Origin of the sequence: Collinsella sp. AM23-17 (genome assembly GCF_003470945.1) — a bacterium.
GTDB lineage: Bacteria > Actinomycetota > Coriobacteriia > Coriobacteriales > Coriobacteriaceae > Collinsella > Collinsella aerofaciens_O.
Genome location: NZ_QRHU01000013.1, coordinates 917 through 19,206, shown reverse-complemented (window position 1 = coordinate 19,206; position 18,290 = coordinate 917). Strand labels below are relative to the sequence as shown.

Annotated in this window: 19 protein-coding genes; 3 read left to right on the top strand and 16 right to left on the bottom strand. The window is 63.4% G+C overall.

The genetic code is table 11. The features are described 5' to 3' along the window. Nucleotides 1–44: 44 nt before the first annotated feature. On the bottom strand, nucleotides 45–530 hold the full coding sequence (larC, locus tag DW645_RS06110) for a nickel insertion protein (protein WP_118226846.1): 486 nt from the start codon (nucleotides 528–530) through the stop codon (nucleotides 45–47). A 384-nt stretch (nucleotides 531–914) separates the two neighbouring features. Here larC and DW645_RS06105 point away from each other — a divergent pair, with 384 nt between their 5' ends. From DW645_RS06105 to DW645_RS06095, 3 genes are all read left to right on the top strand, one after another. Then, on the top strand, nucleotides 915–4,481 hold the full coding sequence (locus DW645_RS06105; RefSeq protein ID WP_118226844.1) for an ATP-binding cassette domain-containing protein: 3,567 nt from the start codon (nucleotides 915–917) through the stop codon (nucleotides 4,479–4,481). After that, complete coding sequence (locus DW645_RS06100) at nucleotides 4,481–4,900, top strand: nitrous oxide-stimulated promoter family protein (protein ID WP_089573587.1); 420 nt, start codon at nucleotides 4,481–4,483, stop codon at nucleotides 4,898–4,900. The genes DW645_RS06105 and DW645_RS06100 overlap by 1 nt, the downstream gene beginning before the upstream one ends. A 120-nt stretch (nucleotides 4,901–5,020) precedes the next feature. Next, complete coding sequence (locus DW645_RS06095) at nucleotides 5,021–5,932, top strand: PHP domain-containing protein (protein WP_117767024.1); 912 nt, start codon at nucleotides 5,021–5,023, stop codon at nucleotides 5,930–5,932. A 27-nt stretch (nucleotides 5,933–5,959) separates the two neighbouring features. On the opposite strand, the gene hisE is transcribed toward DW645_RS06095, so the two are convergent. From hisE to DW645_RS06020, 15 genes are all read right to left on the bottom strand, one after another. Then, nucleotides 5,960–6,277: a phosphoribosyl-ATP diphosphatase gene (gene hisE, locus DW645_RS06090; protein ID WP_117646209.1), complete on the bottom strand. Its 318-nt coding sequence runs from the start codon at nucleotides 6,275–6,277 to the stop codon at nucleotides 5,960–5,962. Between the two features lie 15 nt (nucleotides 6,278–6,292). Beyond that, nucleotides 6,293–6,520 carry a hypothetical protein gene (locus DW645_RS06085; RefSeq protein WP_089573590.1) on the bottom strand — a complete coding sequence of 76 codons (228 nt, stop codon included), beginning with the start codon at nucleotides 6,518–6,520 and terminating at the stop codon, nucleotides 6,293–6,295. Then, nucleotides 6,517–6,858 carry a phosphoribosyl-AMP cyclohydrolase gene (gene hisI, locus DW645_RS06080; protein WP_089573591.1) on the bottom strand — a complete coding sequence of 114 codons (342 nt, stop codon included), beginning with the start codon at nucleotides 6,856–6,858 and terminating at the stop codon, nucleotides 6,517–6,519. The genes DW645_RS06085 and hisI overlap by 4 nt, the downstream gene beginning before the upstream one ends. Before the next feature lie 147 nt (nucleotides 6,859–7,005). Next, on the bottom strand, nucleotides 7,006–7,788 hold the full coding sequence (hisF, locus tag DW645_RS06075; RefSeq protein WP_117799852.1) for an imidazole glycerol phosphate synthase subunit HisF: 783 nt from the start codon (nucleotides 7,786–7,788) through the stop codon (nucleotides 7,006–7,008). Between the two features lie 3 nt (nucleotides 7,789–7,791). Further along, entirely contained in the window at nucleotides 7,792–8,535 is a 744-nt protein-coding gene (locus tag DW645_RS06070; protein WP_117648476.1) for a HisA/HisF-related TIM barrel protein, read from the bottom strand. Further along, nucleotides 8,532–9,233: an imidazole glycerol phosphate synthase subunit HisH gene (locus DW645_RS06065; protein WP_118334194.1), complete on the bottom strand. Its 702-nt coding sequence runs from the start codon at nucleotides 9,231–9,233 to the stop codon at nucleotides 8,532–8,534. The genes DW645_RS06070 and DW645_RS06065 overlap by 4 nt, the downstream gene beginning before the upstream one ends. Before the next feature lie 79 nt (nucleotides 9,234–9,312). After that, complete coding sequence (hisB, locus tag DW645_RS06060; protein ID WP_089573595.1) at nucleotides 9,313–9,900, bottom strand: imidazoleglycerol-phosphate dehydratase HisB; 588 nt, start codon at nucleotides 9,898–9,900, stop codon at nucleotides 9,313–9,315. After that, the gene (gene hisC / locus DW645_RS06055) at nucleotides 9,901–11,016 is read right to left on the bottom strand and encodes a histidinol-phosphate transaminase (RefSeq protein ID WP_199576443.1); all 1,116 of its coding nucleotides are present in this window, start codon (nucleotides 11,014–11,016) and stop codon (nucleotides 9,901–9,903) included. A gap of 1 nt (nucleotide 11,017) precedes the next feature. Next, nucleotides 11,018–12,454 carry a histidinol dehydrogenase gene (hisD, locus tag DW645_RS06050; RefSeq protein WP_118226840.1) on the bottom strand — a complete coding sequence of 479 codons (1,437 nt, stop codon included), beginning with the start codon at nucleotides 12,452–12,454 and terminating at the stop codon, nucleotides 11,018–11,020. 105 nt (nucleotides 12,455–12,559) lie between these two features. Beyond that, entirely contained in the window at nucleotides 12,560–14,275 is a 1,716-nt protein-coding gene (gene hisG, locus DW645_RS06045; RefSeq protein ID WP_118226838.1) for an ATP phosphoribosyltransferase, read from the bottom strand. Between the two features lie 326 nt (nucleotides 14,276–14,601). Then, nucleotides 14,602–15,438 carry a sugar phosphate isomerase/epimerase gene (locus DW645_RS06040; protein ID WP_117564888.1) on the bottom strand — a complete coding sequence of 279 codons (837 nt, stop codon included), beginning with the start codon at nucleotides 15,436–15,438 and terminating at the stop codon, nucleotides 14,602–14,604. 83 nt (nucleotides 15,439–15,521) lie between these two features. Continuing rightward, a complete protein-coding gene (locus tag DW645_RS06035) occupies nucleotides 15,522–16,358 on the bottom strand; it encodes a PTS system mannose/fructose/sorbose family transporter subunit IID (protein ID WP_117564887.1) in 837 nt (278 codons plus the stop codon). Continuing rightward, nucleotides 16,348–17,139 carry a PTS sugar transporter subunit IIC gene (locus tag DW645_RS06030; protein WP_117564886.1) on the bottom strand — a complete coding sequence of 264 codons (792 nt, stop codon included), beginning with the start codon at nucleotides 17,137–17,139 and terminating at the stop codon, nucleotides 16,348–16,350. Before DW645_RS06030 ends, DW645_RS06035 begins: the two co-directional genes overlap by 11 nt. Nucleotides 17,140–17,147: 8 nt before the next feature. Then, a complete protein-coding gene (locus tag DW645_RS06025; RefSeq protein ID WP_117564885.1) occupies nucleotides 17,148–17,618 on the bottom strand; it encodes a PTS sugar transporter subunit IIB in 471 nt (156 codons plus the stop codon). Nucleotides 17,619–17,634: 16 nt separating this feature from the next. Continuing rightward, the gene (locus tag DW645_RS06020; protein ID WP_117564884.1) at nucleotides 17,635–18,051 is read right to left on the bottom strand and encodes a PTS sugar transporter subunit IIA; all 417 of its coding nucleotides are present in this window, start codon (nucleotides 18,049–18,051) and stop codon (nucleotides 17,635–17,637) included. Nucleotides 18,052–18,290: the final 239 nt, after the last annotated feature.

Genomic DNA, 18,290 nt, shown 5'->3' with positions numbered 1-18,290 from the left:
GGGCTGAATACGGGGTCCGGCGGATGTGGAGCCCATCTACCGTGCTACTCGAATCGTAGCGCCGCGCTCTGAGCCGCCTGCATCACGCGTTGGAGTGGCACGCCATGTTCGCGGGCAAGACGGGCACAATCCTCGTACTCGGGTGCCGCGCGCTCGCTGCCGTCGGGCAGGGTGGCTACTTTGACGGCCACCTCGCCCCAAGGCGTCGCTACCTGCTCAAAACGACGCGGCAGGCAGACGCGTTCCATCACCTGGCGACGAACGGCGTTGGTCGTGGTCTCCAAAAAGATAATCGTCTGTAGGCGCTCGATATCCTCGTGCGAGCAGATCACCTGCAGCTGCCAGCCGGGGCGACCTTTTTTGCAGTAGAGAGGCAGCCAGTGCACCTCGCGCGCACCTGCCTCGCGCAGGCGGTCGGCGGCATAGGCGAGTACCTCGGGCGATGCATCGTCGATGTCGCACTCCAGCTTGACGATGGTTTCGGGCGCATCGGTCTCGCGGGACAGCGGAGATGTACTTCCACGTTGCATACGGTCCGGATCCTTTCCGCACGGGCTCGTTTTGTTCACCCAAACGCTAGCACATCGGACGTGGCACAGGCGTGACTTTCGTCCGTCGCCGCCCTCGCCCCTATCCAAACATGTACATCAGCCTCCAAACATGTCATTTTTTGCAGCTTTCGGAGGCTGACGTACACGTTTTGGAGCGGGGCCGCACACGATCAGAATTGCGCCTGCACTCCGTCCGCCATAAAGTTCGCTGCACTCAACAATTTTGGACTTTCTACGCAGTTCATCGGCTAAAAAATTACCCTCGGCATACTTACCTGCTGCACGATGTTACTCTAGTTGCATTTGGCTAACTAATCGGCTGCCGAGGACCCCGCCCGACACCGTTACGGCATCGGAGGTTTCATGTTCGAGAAGCGGCTCTTCTCCCTGGTTCCGCAGGCAACGCCCTACATTGTGGCGAGCGTCCTGTTTAAATGGATCGCGCTCATGGCAAACATCACGGTGATGTGGGTGCTTGCGCGCATCTTGGGCGGCATCGTCACGGACGGTCTTTCCGCCGCGCTCGCCGTCGATGCCCTCGCACAGGCGGCCTTGCCGCTCGCCGGCGCCATCATCGTGCGCGCCGCCGCCATCTATCTGGCGCAGCGTTCCGGTGACAAGGCCGCCTTCAAAGCCGTCCGCCGCGTGCGTTCGCTCGTCTACGACAAGCTCACCGCGCTCGGCCCGTCCTATACCGAAACCGTCCCCACCGCCGAGGCCGTGCAAACCAGCGTGGAGGGCGCCACGCAACTCCAGGTATACTTTGGCGGCTATCTGCCGCAGCTCTTTTTTGCCGGCCTGGCACCCATCACGCTGTTCGTGCTGCTCGTAGGCCAAGCGGGACTTCCCGCCGCGCTGCTGCTCGTATGCGTCCCGGTCATCCCCATCTCCATCATGATGGTCATGCGCAACGCAAAAAAGATCGGTTCCGAGTATTGGGGCAGCTACGTCGATCTGGGCGGCATGTTCCTGGAGGCCGTTCAGGGTCTTACCACCCTTAAGGTGTATCAGGCCGACCGCGACTGGCACAAGCGCATCAACGCCGAGTCCGAGCGTTTCCGCACAGCGACCATGCGCCTGCTGGTGATGCAGCTGCGCTCCATTTGCGTTATGGACCTGGTCGTCTATATGGGCGCCGCGCTCGGCATTATCGTAGCCACGCTGCAGCTCGCCACGGGCAAAATTGGCTTTGAGGCGGCCTTTCTAGTCGTCTTTCTGTCGCAGGAGTTCTTTTTGCCCATGCGCCGCCTGGGATCGCTGTTCCACACGGCCATGAACGGCATGGCCGCCTCGCACCGCATGTTTGGCATTTTGGATACGCCCGAGCCCGAGCGCGGCGATGTTGAGCTTGACGGTCGCGGCGATATCGAGCTCGCGGGCGTGAGCTATGCATACGGCGACCGCACGGTGCTGGACAGCGCCAGCGCGACCATTGCGCACGGCTCGCTCGTGGCACTCGTGGGCGAAAGCGGCGGCGGCAAGTCCACGCTCGCGGGGATTATCGCGGGCCGCAAGGGTGCCTACCGTGGCAGCGTTCGCATTGGCGGCGTCGAGCTGCGCGATGCCACGGCCGCCTCACTCATGCGTGCCGTCACCCTGGTGCCCACCAACGGCTACCTGTTTGCCGGCACCCTGCGCGACAACCTGCTGCTCGCCCAGCCCAACGCCACCGACGCCGAGCTTTTGCGCGCGCTCGGCCGCACGCGCGTGGCGGCCTTTGTGCAGGCCAACGGCGGGCTCGACATGGTGATTAACGAGGGCGGCACCAACCTTTCGGGTGGCCAGCGCCAGCGCGTGTGCATGGCACGCGCCCTGCTGCACGACTCGCCGATCTATGTGTTTGACGAGGCTACGAGCAATGTGGACGCTGCGAGCGAAGCCGCGATCGGCGAGGTCATCGCATCGCTTGCCGGCGAGCACACTGTAATTGTGGTGGCACACCGCCTGTCGACGATCGTGGACGCCGACCAGATTCTGGTGCTGGAACGCGGTCGCATTGCCGAGCGCGGGACTCACGGCGAGCTCTTGGCAACCGCGGGCGCCTATGCGCGCATGTGGAACAGCCAGGAGCAGCTCTCGGCATATGCGTATGCGGAGGGTGATGCCGAGGATGCCGGCGCGGTTGAGGCTGTTGACGGCAGCACCGCCCGTACCGATGGCCTCAACGGTGCCGGCTCGTCTTCCGCTGCCGCGGTGCCTGACTCCGGCCGCGCCCGTCGCTCGGCGCCGTCCATCATGTGGCGCATGATGGGGCTCGTCCGACCGCTTGCCGGCTGGCTTGTGCTAGCCGTCGCGCTGGGCAGCATTGGCATGCTCACCGCCGCGTTCGTGCCGGCCTTTGGCGCCCTTGGCCTTATGGCCGCGCTGGGCCGCAACGCCTTGGGGCTTGGTCTTATCGTCACATGCGCGGCCTGTGCCGCCTGCGGCATCGCGCGCGGGCCGCTCCACTACGGCGAGCAGCTCTGCAACCATTACATCGCATTCCGTCTGCTCGCACACATTCGCGACCTGGTGTTTGGCGCCCTGCGCCAGCTCGCCCCCGCCAAGCTCGAGGGCCGCGGCAAGGGCGAGCTCGTGAGCCTGGTCACCTCGGATATCGAGCTGCTCGAGGTCTTCTACGCGCACACCATCTCGCCCATTGCCATAGCTCTGGTCTGCACCGTTGTGTTTGAGGGCTTTTTGCTGGCTGTGAGCCCCGAGCTCGCGGGCATCGCGCTCGTGGCCTACGCGGTCCTGGGCGTGCTGCTGCCCCTGACCTCGGCCAAGGCATGCGGCACCACCGGCCGCCAGAGCCGCGAGGGCGCCGGTAAGCTGGGCGCCTTTGTACTCGACAGTCTGCGCGGCGCGGGCGAGACCATCCAGTTTGCCGGTGGCACCGATCGCAGCCGTGCCCTGGGCAAGCTGACCGAGCAAGTCGGCGCCGTGGACGCGCGCCTCAAGCGCCGCCAGGCGGTCAGCGAGGCCGTAGCCGATGCGCTTATTCTTGTGGCTAATCTGGTGATGCTCGGGCGTGCGCTGCAGCTGGTGGCTGCGGGAACGATTGACTTTGCCGCAGCGTTTGCCGCCGTCTTTACCTTTGTGTCGTCGTTTGGCTCGGTGATGGCCGTGAGCCGCCTGGGCGCCTCACTGCAGGAGACGCTCGCCTCGGGCGCACGCGTGCTCGATTTGCTCGACGAGCAGCCCCAGTGCGCCGAGGTCGCCGATGGACAGAACGTTGAGTTTGCCGGCGCCGCAGCCGAGCATGTGAGCTTTAGCTATGTGGGCGGCGTGGACGCGGGCGGTGCGGGCGCCACAGAGCAGGTCGCGAACGACACCGCTGCGAGTCTCATCCTCGACGACGTGACCTGCACCTTTGCGCCCGGTACCATGACCTGCATCATGGGGCGCTCGGGTTCGGGCAAGTCGACGCTGCTTAAGCTGCTCATGCGCTTTTGGGACCCCGCAGCCGGCACCATCACGGTGAGCGGCGTCGATGCCCGCCACATCAACACGGCGAGCCTGCGCAGCCACGAGGCCTATATGACCCAGGACACGCATCTGTTCTGCGGCACCGTACGCGAGAACCTGCTGGTCGCGCACGCCAACGCCACCGATGCCGAGCTGCTCGACGCTTGCCGCTCCGCCTCACTCACCACGCTCATCGACCGTCTGCCGCAGGGACTCGACACGCCCGTTGCCGAGCTGGGCGACTCGCTTTCGGGCGGCGAGCGCCAGCGCATCGGCCTTGCGCGCATCTTCCTCAACGACGCACCCTTCATCTTGCTCGACGAACCCACCAGCGCGCTCGATGCTCTCAACGAGGCGTCCGTGATGCAGGCAATCGACGAGCTCAAGCGCCGCGGCAAGACCATTGTGCTCGTGAGCCACCGTGCCAGCACCTGCGCGTTTGCCGATTTCTCGCTTTCGGTCGAGCACGGGAGGCTGAGCTAATGGCGCGCCCAGTCGACACACCGGAGCTAGCACGCAAACGTGAGCGTGAGGCCCAAATGGTGTCGCAGATGATTGCGCTGTGGTGTCGTGGGCATCATGGCGGCGGGCATGTGGTCGAACAGGCTGGCGGCGATGAGTCCGTGCGCGTGAAACTCGGCCTTCGAACCATTACGCTCTGCCCCGAATGCGCCGAGCTGCAGAAATACGCCATCGCGCGCATTGAGCACTGCCCGCACATGGGCACCAAGACATTTTGCTCGGCATGTCCTTCGCATTGTTACCGGCCTGCCATGCGCGAGAAGATCCGCGAGGTTATGCGTTGGTCGGGACCGCGTATGATCCGCTATCGCCCCATCACCGCCGTGAGACACGCGATGGTAACAGTGCAGGCCAAACGCGCGGCGGCACGAAGCAAGTAGTCGCCGGCGCCGGCACGCGCCGCCCCGCCTTTCCACTCGATTTCGGCACCCGGCGTGCGCGGCGTGTTGAGAGCTGCACCATTACAATGGAGCGGATTCACCAAATGCAAAGGAGTCGCCATGCCCGCCTGCCCGCTGGTCGATTGCCATACTCATACCTCGTTCTCGGACGGGCACGCCTCGTTCGAGGACAACGTCCGTGCCGCTGCTGCCGCCGGCTGCCGCGTCATGGTCTCGACCGACCACCTTACCCTGCCCGCCAGTATGGATGCTAACTGCGAGGTGCAGGTCGTCGAGGGCGACTTGCCGGCACATCGTTTGGCCTTTGAGGACGCCCGCAAACTCGCCGCGCAGATTGCGCCGGAGCTCACCTTTATCTACGGTTTTGAATGCGATTGGTACGAGGGCTGCGAGCCCTTGGTAGAGCACTGGTCCCAGGGCGCCGTCGTACGTCTGGGCAGCGTGCACTGGATTGGCAACCCGGGCGATATTGCGGCAGGCGCCGCGGGCACGGCAGGGACAGAGGACGTCGCGCGCCCCGATACACCCGATTCCCTTTGCGGTTGGATCGACGACGATACCAACTTGCATGTTTGGGAAAACTTAGGCGTGCGCGGCGTGTGGGAGTGCTACGTCGACGACTGGTGCCGTGCTTGCGAAAGCTCACTCAACTTTGACGCGATGGCCCATCCCGACCTGGTCATGCGCTTTTCGAAGGACGGCTTTGCACCCGACTTTGACCCCGCGCCGTTTTGGGAGCAGATGGCCGAATGCGCCCACGATACGGGTCGCCGCGTTGAGGTCTCGACCGCCGCACCGCGCAAGGGGCTCGACGATTACTACCCCGCGACCGGGCTGTTGCGCCGCTTCGCCCATGCCGAGGTGCCCATCACCTTTGGCTCGGACGCGCACCGCGCCTGCGACATCTGCTGGAACATCCGCGAGGCCCAGGCCCACGCCTACGACTGCGGCTACCGGGCCTTCGATATCCCCCACCCCACCGGCGAATGGGAATCCACGCCCCTCGCCTAACTAGTCGTTTAAGAACGTCCCCAATGACTAGTGGCGGCGGGCGTTGAGTTCGCCGGCCAGTTCGTCGAGGGTGATGCCGTAGCGCTCGAGCGTCACGAGCAGGTGGTAGATCAGGTCGCCGGCCTCGTAGCGGATGTGATCGTGGTCGTTATCCTTGCAGGCCATGATCACCTCGCTCGCCTCCTCGGCAAGCTTCTTGAGCAGCTCGTCCTCGACGTCGGTCAGCAGACGCGCGGTATAGCTCTCCTGCGGCGATGCGTCGCGACGACTGTGAATCACCTCGGCCAGTCCCGTCAGCGTCTCACCGATGTTTCCCGGCTGCACGTTAGCTGTTCTGACTCCCATGGTTATTTCCTCTCGTTACTGCAGCGTAAAGTAGGTACCGGCCTCATCGAACCGAGGCTTTGCGCCCTTTTTCTCAAAGAACTCGACGATGACGGCATGGGCCTCATCGAGCCTTTCCTTCTCGGCCTCGAGCCAAAGCGACTGCGCCCCGCAGGCATCAGTCAGGTGCACGCGGCATGGCACGCCCGCGCGGAGGAGCTCGGTGTTGCATTCGGCGACCTCGAACGGCGTCACGACTTTCATCGCACTCCCCCTTCCACGCGCTTAAAGAAGCAGGTACGGTTGCCGGTATGGCAGGCCGGGCCCGGTGAGTCCACCTTGACCAGCAGCGTATCGCTATCGCAGTCGGCCCAGAGCTCCTTGACCTCCTGCATGTTGCCACTCGTCGCGCCCTTGTTCCAGAGCTCCTGACGGCTGCGACTCCAAAACCACGTGGTCCCGGTCTTGAGCGTCAGCCCCACCGATTCCTCGTTCATCCAAGCAACCATAAGCACCTCACCGGTGTCATGCTGCTGAACCACGCAAGGAATCAGCCCGCGGGCGTCGTATTTAAGCTCGGTAGCATTTATTACCTCAGTCATCATTTCTCCCAAGTAACAAACGAAATCCCACAGGTCGGCGAGGGTTGTCCAGGTGCCGCAGGTTGCCGCGAAAGAGGAGCGACGCGTACTTTGGTACGCGAGCGACGGTTTGAGCGGCAAGATGCGGTGCCTGGGCAAGCCGCAGCACTAGAAGTCCAGCCTCACAGGGATGCCTTGGCTGGCCATATACTCCTTCACCTGGCGAATGCTGAAAGTTCCAAAGTGAAAGACGCTGGCCGCCAGCACGGCATCGGCCTCGCCCTCGATCACGCCCTCGGCAAAATGCTCGAGCGTGCCCACGCCGCCGCTTGCGATCACCGGGATCGGCACCGCGCGCGCCACGGCGCGGGTGAGTGCCAGGTCGAAGCCAGCCTTGGTGCCGTCGCGATCCATGCTGGTGAGCAAGATCTCACCGGCGCCGCGACGAGCCGCTTCCTCGGCCCACGCCACCGCATCGATACCCGTGGCGTTGCGACCGCCCGCCGTGAAGACCTCCCACTTGTCGGCATCCGGCTGACCGGGCAGGCCCACGCGCTTGGCATCAATCGCCACGACCACGGCCTGGCTGCCAAACGCCGCGGCGGCCTGGCTGATCAACGACGGATCGCGCACGGCGGCAGAGTTAAGCGACACCTTGTCGGCACCGGCGGCAACCATGGTTCGCATGCCCGCCAAGTCGCGGAAACCGCCGCCCACGGTATAGGGAATAGCGAGCTCCTCGGCCGCGTGCGCCGCCATCTCGATGGTCGTCGCGCGGTTGTCGCTCGTCGCGGTAATGTCCAGGAAGACGACCTCGTCTGCACCCTCGCGGTCGTAGGCGCGCGCCAGCTCCACCGGGTCGCCAGCATCGCGCAGGCTCACAAAGTTGACGCCCTTGACCACGCGGCCGTCCTTAACATCCAGACAGGGAATCACGCGTTTGGCAAGCATGGGCTACTCCTTCCCTCGGGCGGCGGCCAACGCCTGGGCCAGCGTAAAGTTGCCCTCGTAGAGCGCACGACCGGTAATGGCACCCTCGATGGCATCCTCGCCCACCGCGGCCAGTGCGCGGATATCGTCGAGCGTCGAGATGCCGCCCGAAGCCACGACGGGAAAGCCCGCGACCTCGGCCACATGGCGATACGCCGCCACGTCGATGCCCGTCTGCATGCCATCGCGCGCGATGTCGGTATACACCAGATGCTTAAAGCCCAGCTCGGTGAGCTGCGCCACGGCGTCGTCGAGCGCCACACCCGCGCCGTCGCGCCAACCATTCACCTTGACCTGGCCGTCACGGGCGGCAATGTCTGCCACCAGTAACTCGCCAAAGCCTTGCGCCGCCACCTCGGCAAATCCCGGCTCGGTCACGAGCACCGTGCCTAGCGCGATGCGACGCGCGCCGTAGCCGGCCAGCTCGTCGATGCGCGCGAGCGAACGAACGCCGCCGCCCACGTCCGCGGACAGACCGTCGACGCCGCAGATGGCCTTAATCGCTGCCAAGTTGGCAGCGCACGCGTCCTCGTCCTCGCCAAAGGCAGCGGACAGGTCGACGACGTGCACCCAGCTCGCGCCCTGCTCGGCAAAGGAGCGGGCAACGGCCACGGGGTCGTCAGAATACACCTTACAGCGGCTCCGGTCGCCGCGCTCCAGGCGCACGACCTTGCCGCCGATCAAATCGATTGCGGGAAACAGAATCATCGGCCGGCCCCCTCGACGATGCTCACGAAGTTCTTAAGGATGCGCTGACCCAGCGCAGAGGATTTCTCGGGATGGAACTGGCAGCCCCACACGTTGCCGTGGCGCACGATGCACGGGAAGCTCCGTGTATAGTGCGTGCGCGCCAACACATCGGCGGCATCGACGTCGTCGGCCACCGCGTAGCTGTGAGTGAAATACATGTTGGCGCCCTCGGCAAAACCGGCAAGCAACGGATCGGCCGCACCGGCGGGCGTCATGCGCACCTGGTCCCAGCCCACGTGCGGGACCTTCAGACGGCTCGACTCCAGGTGCGTGCACGAGCCACGCATGATGCCCAGGCCATCGACCCAGGGACCACCGGCCTGCTCGGAGGCATCGTCGTCCGCGTCCGCGTCCTCGTTCGCAGGCACGCCCTCGTTGCCGCGCTCAAAAAACAGCTGAAGGCCCAGGCAGATGCCGAGCAGCGGAGTTCCGGCGGCAACGGCATCGAGCACGGCCACCTCCTCGCCGCTCTGACGCATAAAGGCGATCGCGTCATAGAACGCACCCACGCCCGGGATGACCAGGCCGTCGGCGTTGCGGATCTGCTCCGGATCGTCCGACGTGCAGGCGGCAGCACCGGCGCGCGCAAGCCCGCGCACGACGCTCGACAAGTTGCCCTTGTGGTAGTCGACCACCACGATCTTCGGTTCGCCCACGCGACCCCTCCACTTCTCATCATCCAAAACCACCACAAAGAGGACAGGCATCTTCGTGGTGGTTTTACCCTTGTGACGGTTACAGCGAGCCCTTGGTGCTGGGGATACCCTGCACGCGGGGATCGAGTTCGCAGGCGCGGCGCATCGTGCGGCCCACGGCCTTAAAGGCGGCCTCGATAATGTGGTGCGAATTGCCGCCCGCCAGCTCGCGCACGTGCAGCGTGAGCTTGGCATCGCGCGCAAAGGCATAGAAGAACTCGACGGCCAGCTCGGTATCAAAGCTGCCCACGCGCTCAGTCGGCACGGGCAGCTCGCAATAGGCCTGCCCGCGACCCGAGATATCCACGGCGGCCATCACGAGTGTCTCGTCCATGGCGATCGCCGCGTCGGCAAAGCGCGTAATACCCGCCTTGTCGCCCAGCGCCTGGCAAAACGCCTCGCCCAGCACAATGCCCGTGTCCTCAACGGTGTGGTGCGCGTCGACCTCGACGTCGCCCACCGCATGCACCGTCAGATCGAACAGGCCATGGCGGCCAAAAGCGTTGAGTATGTGGTCGAAAAACGGCACGCCGGTCGAGATATCGCACACGCCAGATCCGTCCAGGTCGAGCTTTACGACAATGTCGGTCTCGCCCGTCTTGCGGGTTACCTCGGCATAGCGGTCCATCTACATCTCCTCCTTCACCAGCGCGGCAAACGCGGCCAGCACCTCGTCGTTTTCCTGCGGCGTACCCACAGTGATGCGCAGACAGTCCGCAAGCCCCGGCGCGTAGCTAAAGTCGCGCACCAAAATCGAATACTCGTCGCGCAGACGCTCGCGCACGCGCGTGGCATGCGGCGTGCGCACGAGCACAAAGTTCGCCGCGCTCGGCCATGCCTCCACGGGCATGCCATCGGCAGCCATTGCGCGCAGGGCGCACAGCTCGCGCTCGCGCTCGGATGCGATCTGTGCCACCACGGGCGTGTAGGCATCACGGGCACGCACGCAGGCAAGTGCTGCCGCCTGGCTCAGCACGTTAACTGAATAGATCTGGCGAATCGCCGCGAACACGTCGACGACCTCGGGTGCCGCAATCACATAGCCCAGACGCGTGCCGGCGGCGCCAAACGCCTTGGACAGCGTATGTAGAATCACCAGGTTGGGATGCTCGGCGATAAGGCCTTGCGCCGTGGTGGCCGCGCCAAACGAATCGTCGGCAAACTCCACGTAGGCCTCATCGACCATCACCATGCCGGGGCAGGCATCGCACAGGGCCGCGACAAAGTCGAGCGGAGCAACGTCACCCGTGGGATTGTTGGGCGAGGTCACGATGGCCAGGTTGCACTCCGGCGCCGCCGCGAGCACAGCCGCCTGGTCGAGCTCAAAGGTCGCCGGGTCGCGCCACACATCGCGCACTTCAGTCTGGCACAGAGACGCAAAGAACGCATACTCGCTAAAGCACGGCGGGCAGTTGAGCAGGGTCCTCCCCGCGCCGCCAAACGCCAGCAGGCAGTTATAGAGCAGCTCGTCACCGCCGTTGCCCACGCAGATATTCTCGCGCGTCACGCCATGCCAAGCGGCAAGCTCGTCGCGCAGGTCACAGGACATGGGATCGGGGTAGCGGTTGAGCGGCGTGGCAGCCAGGGCCGCGTCGATCGCCTCGCGCACGCCGGCCGGCACGGGGTAGGTGTTCTCGTTTGCCGAAAGGTTGATGCGCGTGGGCGTAAAGTTGGGATCGTAGGGCTCGATGCCTGCCAGATAGGGCTGGACGAGCTCCTTCATGCGCGGCGTGAGTTCGGCCATATTAGGCCTCCTTGCCGGTCGGGCCAACGCCATCTGCGCCCGCAGCCGCCAGGTCAACGCCCTCGGCAACCGTCGCCACGGCGTCGCCCGGCCAGGCAACCTTGGTCAAGTCGGCCGCGGCGAGCGACTCGGCGCTCACGGCATCCTCGCCCTGCTCCAACACGCGGCGACGCAGTGCGGCCGAAAGCGCGTGCGCCCACAGGCCCTCGGCCTCGGCCAAACGCTGCGTAGCGGGAGCGTCCGAGAGTAGGCCCTCGGGCGTATAGCAAATGACACTCGAGCGCTTAACGAACTCTTCGACCGAAAGCGGGTTGGAGAACATGGCCGTGCCGCCGGTCGGCAGCGTGTGGTTGGGGCCGGCAACATAATCGCCGAGCGGCTCGGAGCTCCAAGCGCCCACAAAGATGGCGCCGGCGTTGCGAATGCCGCCGAGCAGGCCCATCGCGTCCTTGCAGTGCAGCTCAAGGTGCTCGGGCGCCACGGTGTTCACGGCCTCGACGGCGGCAGCCATGTCGGCGGCCACCACGATGGTGCCTTCGTTATCGAGCGAAGCGCGTGTGATCTCGGCGCGCGGCGACTGCGCCACCAGGATGTCGATGCCCGCCTCGACCTCGCGCGCAAACTGCTCGTCGCAGGTCACCAGATAGCAAGCCGCCAGCGGATCGTGCTCGGCCTGGGCCATCAGGTCGGCCGCGACTACCATGGGCTTGGCCGTGGCATCGGCCAGCACGCAGACCTCGGAGGGACCGGCGACCATGTCGATGCCCACATCGCCCGAGACAATCTGCTTGGCAGCGGCGACAAAGGCGTTGCCCGGGCCGGTGATTTTATCGACACGCGGAATTGTCTCGGTACCGTACGCCAGCGCGGCCACGGCCTGAGCGCCGCCCACCATATAGATTTCGTCCACGCCGCCGAGCTTTGCCGCGGCAAGCGTGTAAGGGCTGATCAGGCCGTCTTTTTGCGGCGGGGTCACCATGACCACGCGCTTGACGCCGGCCACCTTGGCGGGAATGGCATTCATGAGCACCGTGGAGGGATACTGCGCGCGGCCGCCCGGCACATAGATGCCGGCCGCCGCGAGCGAGGTCACCTTAACGCCGAGCATCGTGCCGTCCGGGCGTGTGGTAAACCAGCTCTGCTCGACCTCGCGCTGGTGGAACTCACGAATCTGGCGTGCAGCCTTTTCGAGCGCCACGACAAAAGCGGGATCGAGGCCTTCGAGCGCGGCATCGATCTGTTCCTGAGGCAGGCGGAAGCCCTGCAGCTCAACACCGTCAAAACGCTGACAGTAATCACGCACCGCGGCATCGCCGTTGGCACGCACGTTGGCCACGATATCGCGGGCGGCGTCGATGATGTTTTGCGGCAGCACGCCCTTGCGGTTGAGCTGGTTGGTAACGAGGCGCTCACCGGGAGCAAGCTTGATGGTCTTCATTTCGGTATCCCCTATCGGTCGAGGTTGTGTTCGAAAAACGAGAGACCGGGCGGCGGCGCCAGTCGGCCCGCAGCCCGGACGTTGGGGCGCCCGTGCGTGCTCGCGCTATTGTGCCGAGCCCGCAACGGGCTCAAAATGCTTGTCCTTAACAGCCGCGGCCAGGCGATCGGCCAAATTGCGCACGCGCTGATCCAAGCGAGCGGCACCCGGGTTGACGAAGAAGCGGGCCGTGCAGTCCATGATGCGGCCGGTGATGACCAGGTCGTTATCGCGCAGTGTGGCGCCCGTGGCGGTAATATCCACGATGCGATCGGTCATGCCGACAATGGGGCCCAGCTCGATGTTGCCGTGCAGCGAGACGATGTCGGCGTTCACGCCGCGCTCGGCATACCAGGCACTCGCGATGCGCGGATACTTGGTGGCCACGCGAAGCGACCCACGGCGGGCATAGTTGCGCTCGGCCTGGCCGGCGCGCCACGCGGGCTCCGCCTCGATAAAGGTGCACAGGCCGTAGCCCAGATCGACCAGCTGCAGCAGGTTGAGGTCTGCCTCGATAAGCGAGTCCCAGCCGCAGATGCCACAGTCGGCACCGCCGCAGCCCACAAAAGCGGGCGCGTCGCTGGGACGCACGATGACAAATTCGATATCGCCGACCGTGCCCTCGCCGGCACGTGTGTCGCGACCACGCACGATCAGGTGACGGCCGGGATCGCGCAGCTCAGAGACGTCCAAGCCCGCGGCCTCGAGCACATCGAGCGTATCGGCCTTGAGCGAGCCCTTGGGCACGGCGATACGCAGCGGACCCTCGGCGCCACGGCCCACGGCATGGTCACCATCGGAAGCAGCGTCCTCGGCCGAGGTGCGCGCGGCTTCCAGACGCTCGAGCGAAAAGGCAAAGCCCGCCGCCGGCACCTCGATGCCGTCGCCGAACGCACCGGTAAAGATGGAGTCGTAGCGACCGCCCGAGCCCACCGGATCGGGCAGGCCACCGGCATAGGCCTTAAAAACCAGGCCCGTGTAGTAATCAAAAGAGTTCATGATGGAGAAATCGAAGGACAGCACCTGGGCGTCCTCGGGAGCCAGACCATCAACCAGGGCACGCATCTCGCGCGTCAGCGGCGCGACGATGCCCGCCGCCGCCAGCAGCGCGTCGACGCGGTCGAATACCTCGGCGCCGCCGTGCAAGCGCGGCAGCTCGCTAATGGCGGCCTTGACGGCCTCGGGCTCGGCGCTTGCCGCCACACGGGCATCGAGGCCCACAAAGTCGTTGGCGTGCACGCAACGCAATGCCTCGGCAGCCAGTTCGCGATCCTCACAGGCCGCGAGCAGTTCCTTAAACGGACGCACGCTGCCCGCGATAATGCGCGTATCGGGCAGCGCCAGCTTGCGCATAGCCTCCGCCACCAGCGAGACGATCTCGACATCGCCCGCGACATCGCCCGCACCGATAAGTTCAAGGCCCAGCTGAGTAAACTGACGCGAGCCACCGGCATTGCGTTGGCACTCGCGAACCACCGGTGCCTCGTAGCGAAGGCGCAGCGGCAGATCGGCCGCGCGCATGCGGGTCGAAACCAAGCGCACGATCGGCAGCGTGTTGTCGGGACGGACCACCAGCAGGCGACCGTCGTCATCAAAGAGCTTAAACGGGGTGTCCGCAATGCGGCCGCCCTCCTCGAGCGAGCCCTTGTCCTCGAGCAGCGGCGTCTCGACCGGAAGGTAATGATGCTCCCTGAAGCAGCCCTTCACCGTCAGCGCAATCTCCTCGCGCGCCTGAGCCTCCTCGGGCAATATGTCCCGGAATCCCCACGGTGTGGCCGTCATCTGGTGAGCCTCCTCATGCTGTGTTTCATATAGAGCAGAAGACCGGCATAGCTCCGCCGGTCTTCTGGGTACTTTAGCATACTAGAGTGTTTGCGGGGAGAATCGTCCTCCTCGGCTCATAGCGTATTCATTTGGAAACATAGGGGAAAGCGCGTCCCGCCCGCCAGCCAAAAACTGGGATGCGGTTTCCGGTTGAGGTCCTCAGCGGAAAGTGTGTCCCATTCTGAGCGCCTGTTCTGGGACGTGCTTTCCGCCAGAAGCCTCAAGCGGAAAGCACGTCCCGTTTCTCAAAAAGCGTCAAACGCCAACTCGGCGCCCTGTCCCACTTAGGCGCCAATCGCGCGTCGGTACTCCGCCATAACCTGAGCGTCGGCTGCCGCGGGATTGGCGAAATAGCGCCAATCATAGGTCTCGGCCGAAACAACTCCGCGATAGCCGCGCGCCACCAGCCTATCCAGGTCGGCGCGCATATCGCGGTCGCCGTCACCCCAAGCAAGATGCGTCGTGCCATCTGCCGCAACATCGACAAAATGCACGTGGGCGACATCATCGCCAAGCAGATCAAAATAATCGTCGATGGTATCCCCCGCCACCGCCATAGCGCCCAAATCCAGACACGCCTTAAGTGCCGGATGATCAACTGCCTCGATCATGCGCTTCGTATCGGCCGCCGAGTTCACGATCATCGACTCAACCGGCTGTAGGGCCTCGAGCACCAGTCGCACGCCGCGCTCTCCCGCATGCTCGGCAATCGCACGCAGCATCGAGGCGCTGCGACCCCACGCGTCCTCGATCGGCTCGTTCAAAAATGCCCAGCCGCTCGAGACCATGACCTGCTCGGCTCCAAGTTCCGCCGCGATATCTACAACGTTCTTAAAGTACGCGAGCGTGCGGGCACGCGCCTCATTCCCGCGCGCCGCGATATTCCACGGCTTGGGGTTGTTCTGTTCGGGACAAAGCCCCACAATCCGAACCCCATACCGCTGCGACAGCTCCCGTACCCGCTCGAGCGAATCGTATCCATGGCAATCGACATACAGATGCATCGCCCCGGTCCAAAGCTCGCAACACGTATAGCCCGAGGCCGCTGCCGAAGAAAAGAATTCCTCAAGGTCAAAATAACGATGGCTGATATTCATGACGGCAAGCTGCGGATACTCCATCTTGTCCACCTTTCGGCAAAAGGGCGCCGCAGCACAGTGTGCGCGACGCCCCCTCTTACATTGTTTTCATTATGACGGATACCCTACTGGACACCAAGCACTCCAAAGAACGCGCCAGCGATACTCACGAGCAGGATCACAAGCATGATGAGCAGCGGATTCATCTTCTTCTTGAGCATGAGATAGACAATTCCAAACAGCCCCATCGTGACAAAGCCCGGGAAGATTCCGTTGAGCAGCTCGGCGAGCGTCTGAGCACCATCGCCCGCACCGACCATGAGCGGAATGTCCACGGTGACCATCTCCATGGTCATAGCACCGATCACCATGGCGCCCATGATAGAGGCCATCTTGACGATCGTGTCCATAATGCCCGATTCCTGGACCTTGCTGATCATGTCCGAGCCAAAGCGATATCCCACAAACGTCAGCAGGTAACGGATGATGTAGTGAGGAACGTTGAACACGAGCAGGAACAAAATCGGGCCAAGAATAGAGCCCTGCAGCGCCAGCGACGTGCCGACACCCGTTGCCAAAATTCGCAGCGTGCCCCAGTAGAAAGCATCGCCCACGCCGGACAGCGGCCCCATCAAAGCAAGCTTGACATTAGAGATCGCGCTCGTGTCAAAGCTATCGTCAGTAGCGTTGACCTCCTCCATTGCAGCGGCGATGGACATGGGAAGCGTCGAGATGTACGGCGTGACGTTATAGAGCTCCATATGGCGCTTAAGGGCGGCCTTAAAGTCCGCATCCTGCGGATACAGCTTGCGAAGGATCGGCATAAGGGCCCACATAAAGCCGATATGGCCCATACGCTCGTAGTTCCAGGAATGCTCATAGGGAATCGAGCGCCAGAACAGCTTCTTAAGGTCTGCGCGGGAAATCAGCCCGTCGTAAGAAGACTCAAACTTAAAACTCATCGAACCCACTCCCAATCGCAGGATCCTCGGTTGCCGCTGCGGGCTGCTCCGCTTTTTTCTTATCACCCAAAACCGTCATCGCGACGACGATGATCGCGGCAAAGATCGCCACGCCCGTCGTGCTAATGCCAAAGTAGGCGACGAGGAAGAAGCCAGCGAAGAAGAACGGAGCCACTGTTTTGTTCATAATCATCTGCGCCAGCATCGCAAAGCCGAGTGCGGGCAAGAAGGCGGCGGCGACATCCATGCCGGTCTGAACGAAATCGGGAATGATGTTGAGCAGGCTGGCAACAGCATCGGCACCAAAGAAGAATGCCAGGGGAATAATCAGCAGGCCGCACCAGCTCTGCGCGTAACCGGCGATGAGCATGTTGCGCGTGATGGCCTTGGTGTCTCCGTCCTCGACGTTTTTGTCGATACGGTGCACCAGCAGCAGCATGACCGGTTGGCCCAGGGCCGTGTCGAGCGCCAGGACGATCGTGGCGATAGGAATACCCAGGGTCAGGGCCGCCGAAGCGTCCGCGCCGGCCTGCATGGCAAGAGATACGCCCAGGATAGTGCCGGAAATCGTATCGGGCGGGTTATAGGCGCCGACCGAGATGGCGCCGACCATGGCAAGCTCCATCGTGGCGCCCATGATCGTGCCGGTCACCATGTCGCCCATGACAAGGCCAACCAGAGGTCCGAGCACGATCGGGCGCTGGAGGTAGCTCGTGCCCGTCAGCCACTCGGAATAACCCAAAAGGGCAATAAGGAAAATCAGGATTGTCTTGATAACCATGACGGCCCCTAACCGATGACCTTCGCGGCGTCAGTCTTCGCATCTGCCGGAATCATCTGAATGAACAGTTCATAGCCCTCGCCGAGCAGCTCCTTCACGTAGGCCTCGTTCTCGGGCGTGAGGAACACGCTCGTCGAGACCTGGCGGGCATTCTCGCTAAAGGCAACGTTGCCGAGGTTGATCTTCTTGACTCCCATCGCCTTGGCGACGGCACCGGCCTGCTGAATCGTCTCGCAAACCACGAAGAGTTTGTACTTATCGGTCACACCGCTCTGGAGCGCCTTGACAGCATCCTCGGTGTTTTTGACGACGACCTTGCATCCTTCGGGCTTTGCAAGGGACAGGGCCTGCAGACGAAGCTTGTCATTGAGGACCGTGTCGCTCACTAACAGGATGCAGTCGGCACCCAGAGCCGAGGTCCAGCTAACGGCAACCTGGCCGTGAAGCAGTCGATAATCTACACGAATCATCTGAATCATGATGTGCTCCTAACGATTAAAACTCATCGAGTTCGGCCTGCCCCAGCAGGTCGTTGACGTACTTGACCTTAGTGTCGTCCGCCTCGACGATCTGGCGAATGGCCTCGTCGATCGGAGTGGAATCGGGTACGAACAGCAGCTGAATAAGGAGTGGCAAGTTCATATTGGTCACGAGGTGCGTGTTGGGACGCGTCTGGACGATCTTGGTGAACTCGTTGTTGACGCTGCCGCCAAAGAGGTCAGTGCACACGACAACTTCGTCGTCCGCGGCAAAGCCGTCCAGAATCGCTGCAGCCTCCTTGGACAGGTCCTCGTTTCCGTCGACATACATAGAGAGCGCATGGACGTTTTCGCGCTCACCGGAAAGCAGGCCGATGCTCTCGACGATTCCAGACGCGAAATGAGCATGGGACGCCACGATAAACTGCCTCATTCGATCCCCTTCCTAGCGAATTTCGGCATAAAAATGCCCGGACGCATGCGCCCGGGCAGGGTGCTTCTTAAATGAGTGGTCAACTATTAGTAGTCGAACTGGTGATAGTAGCGACGGTAGTTGAGGTTGTGCTTGGTGACCGTCTCGTAGTAAGCGGCAAGGCGATCGGTGATCAGCGAGGAAAGGATCCACGGAGACACGATGACGCGGAACTCGTCGTCAAGGCCGGGGATCGCGAA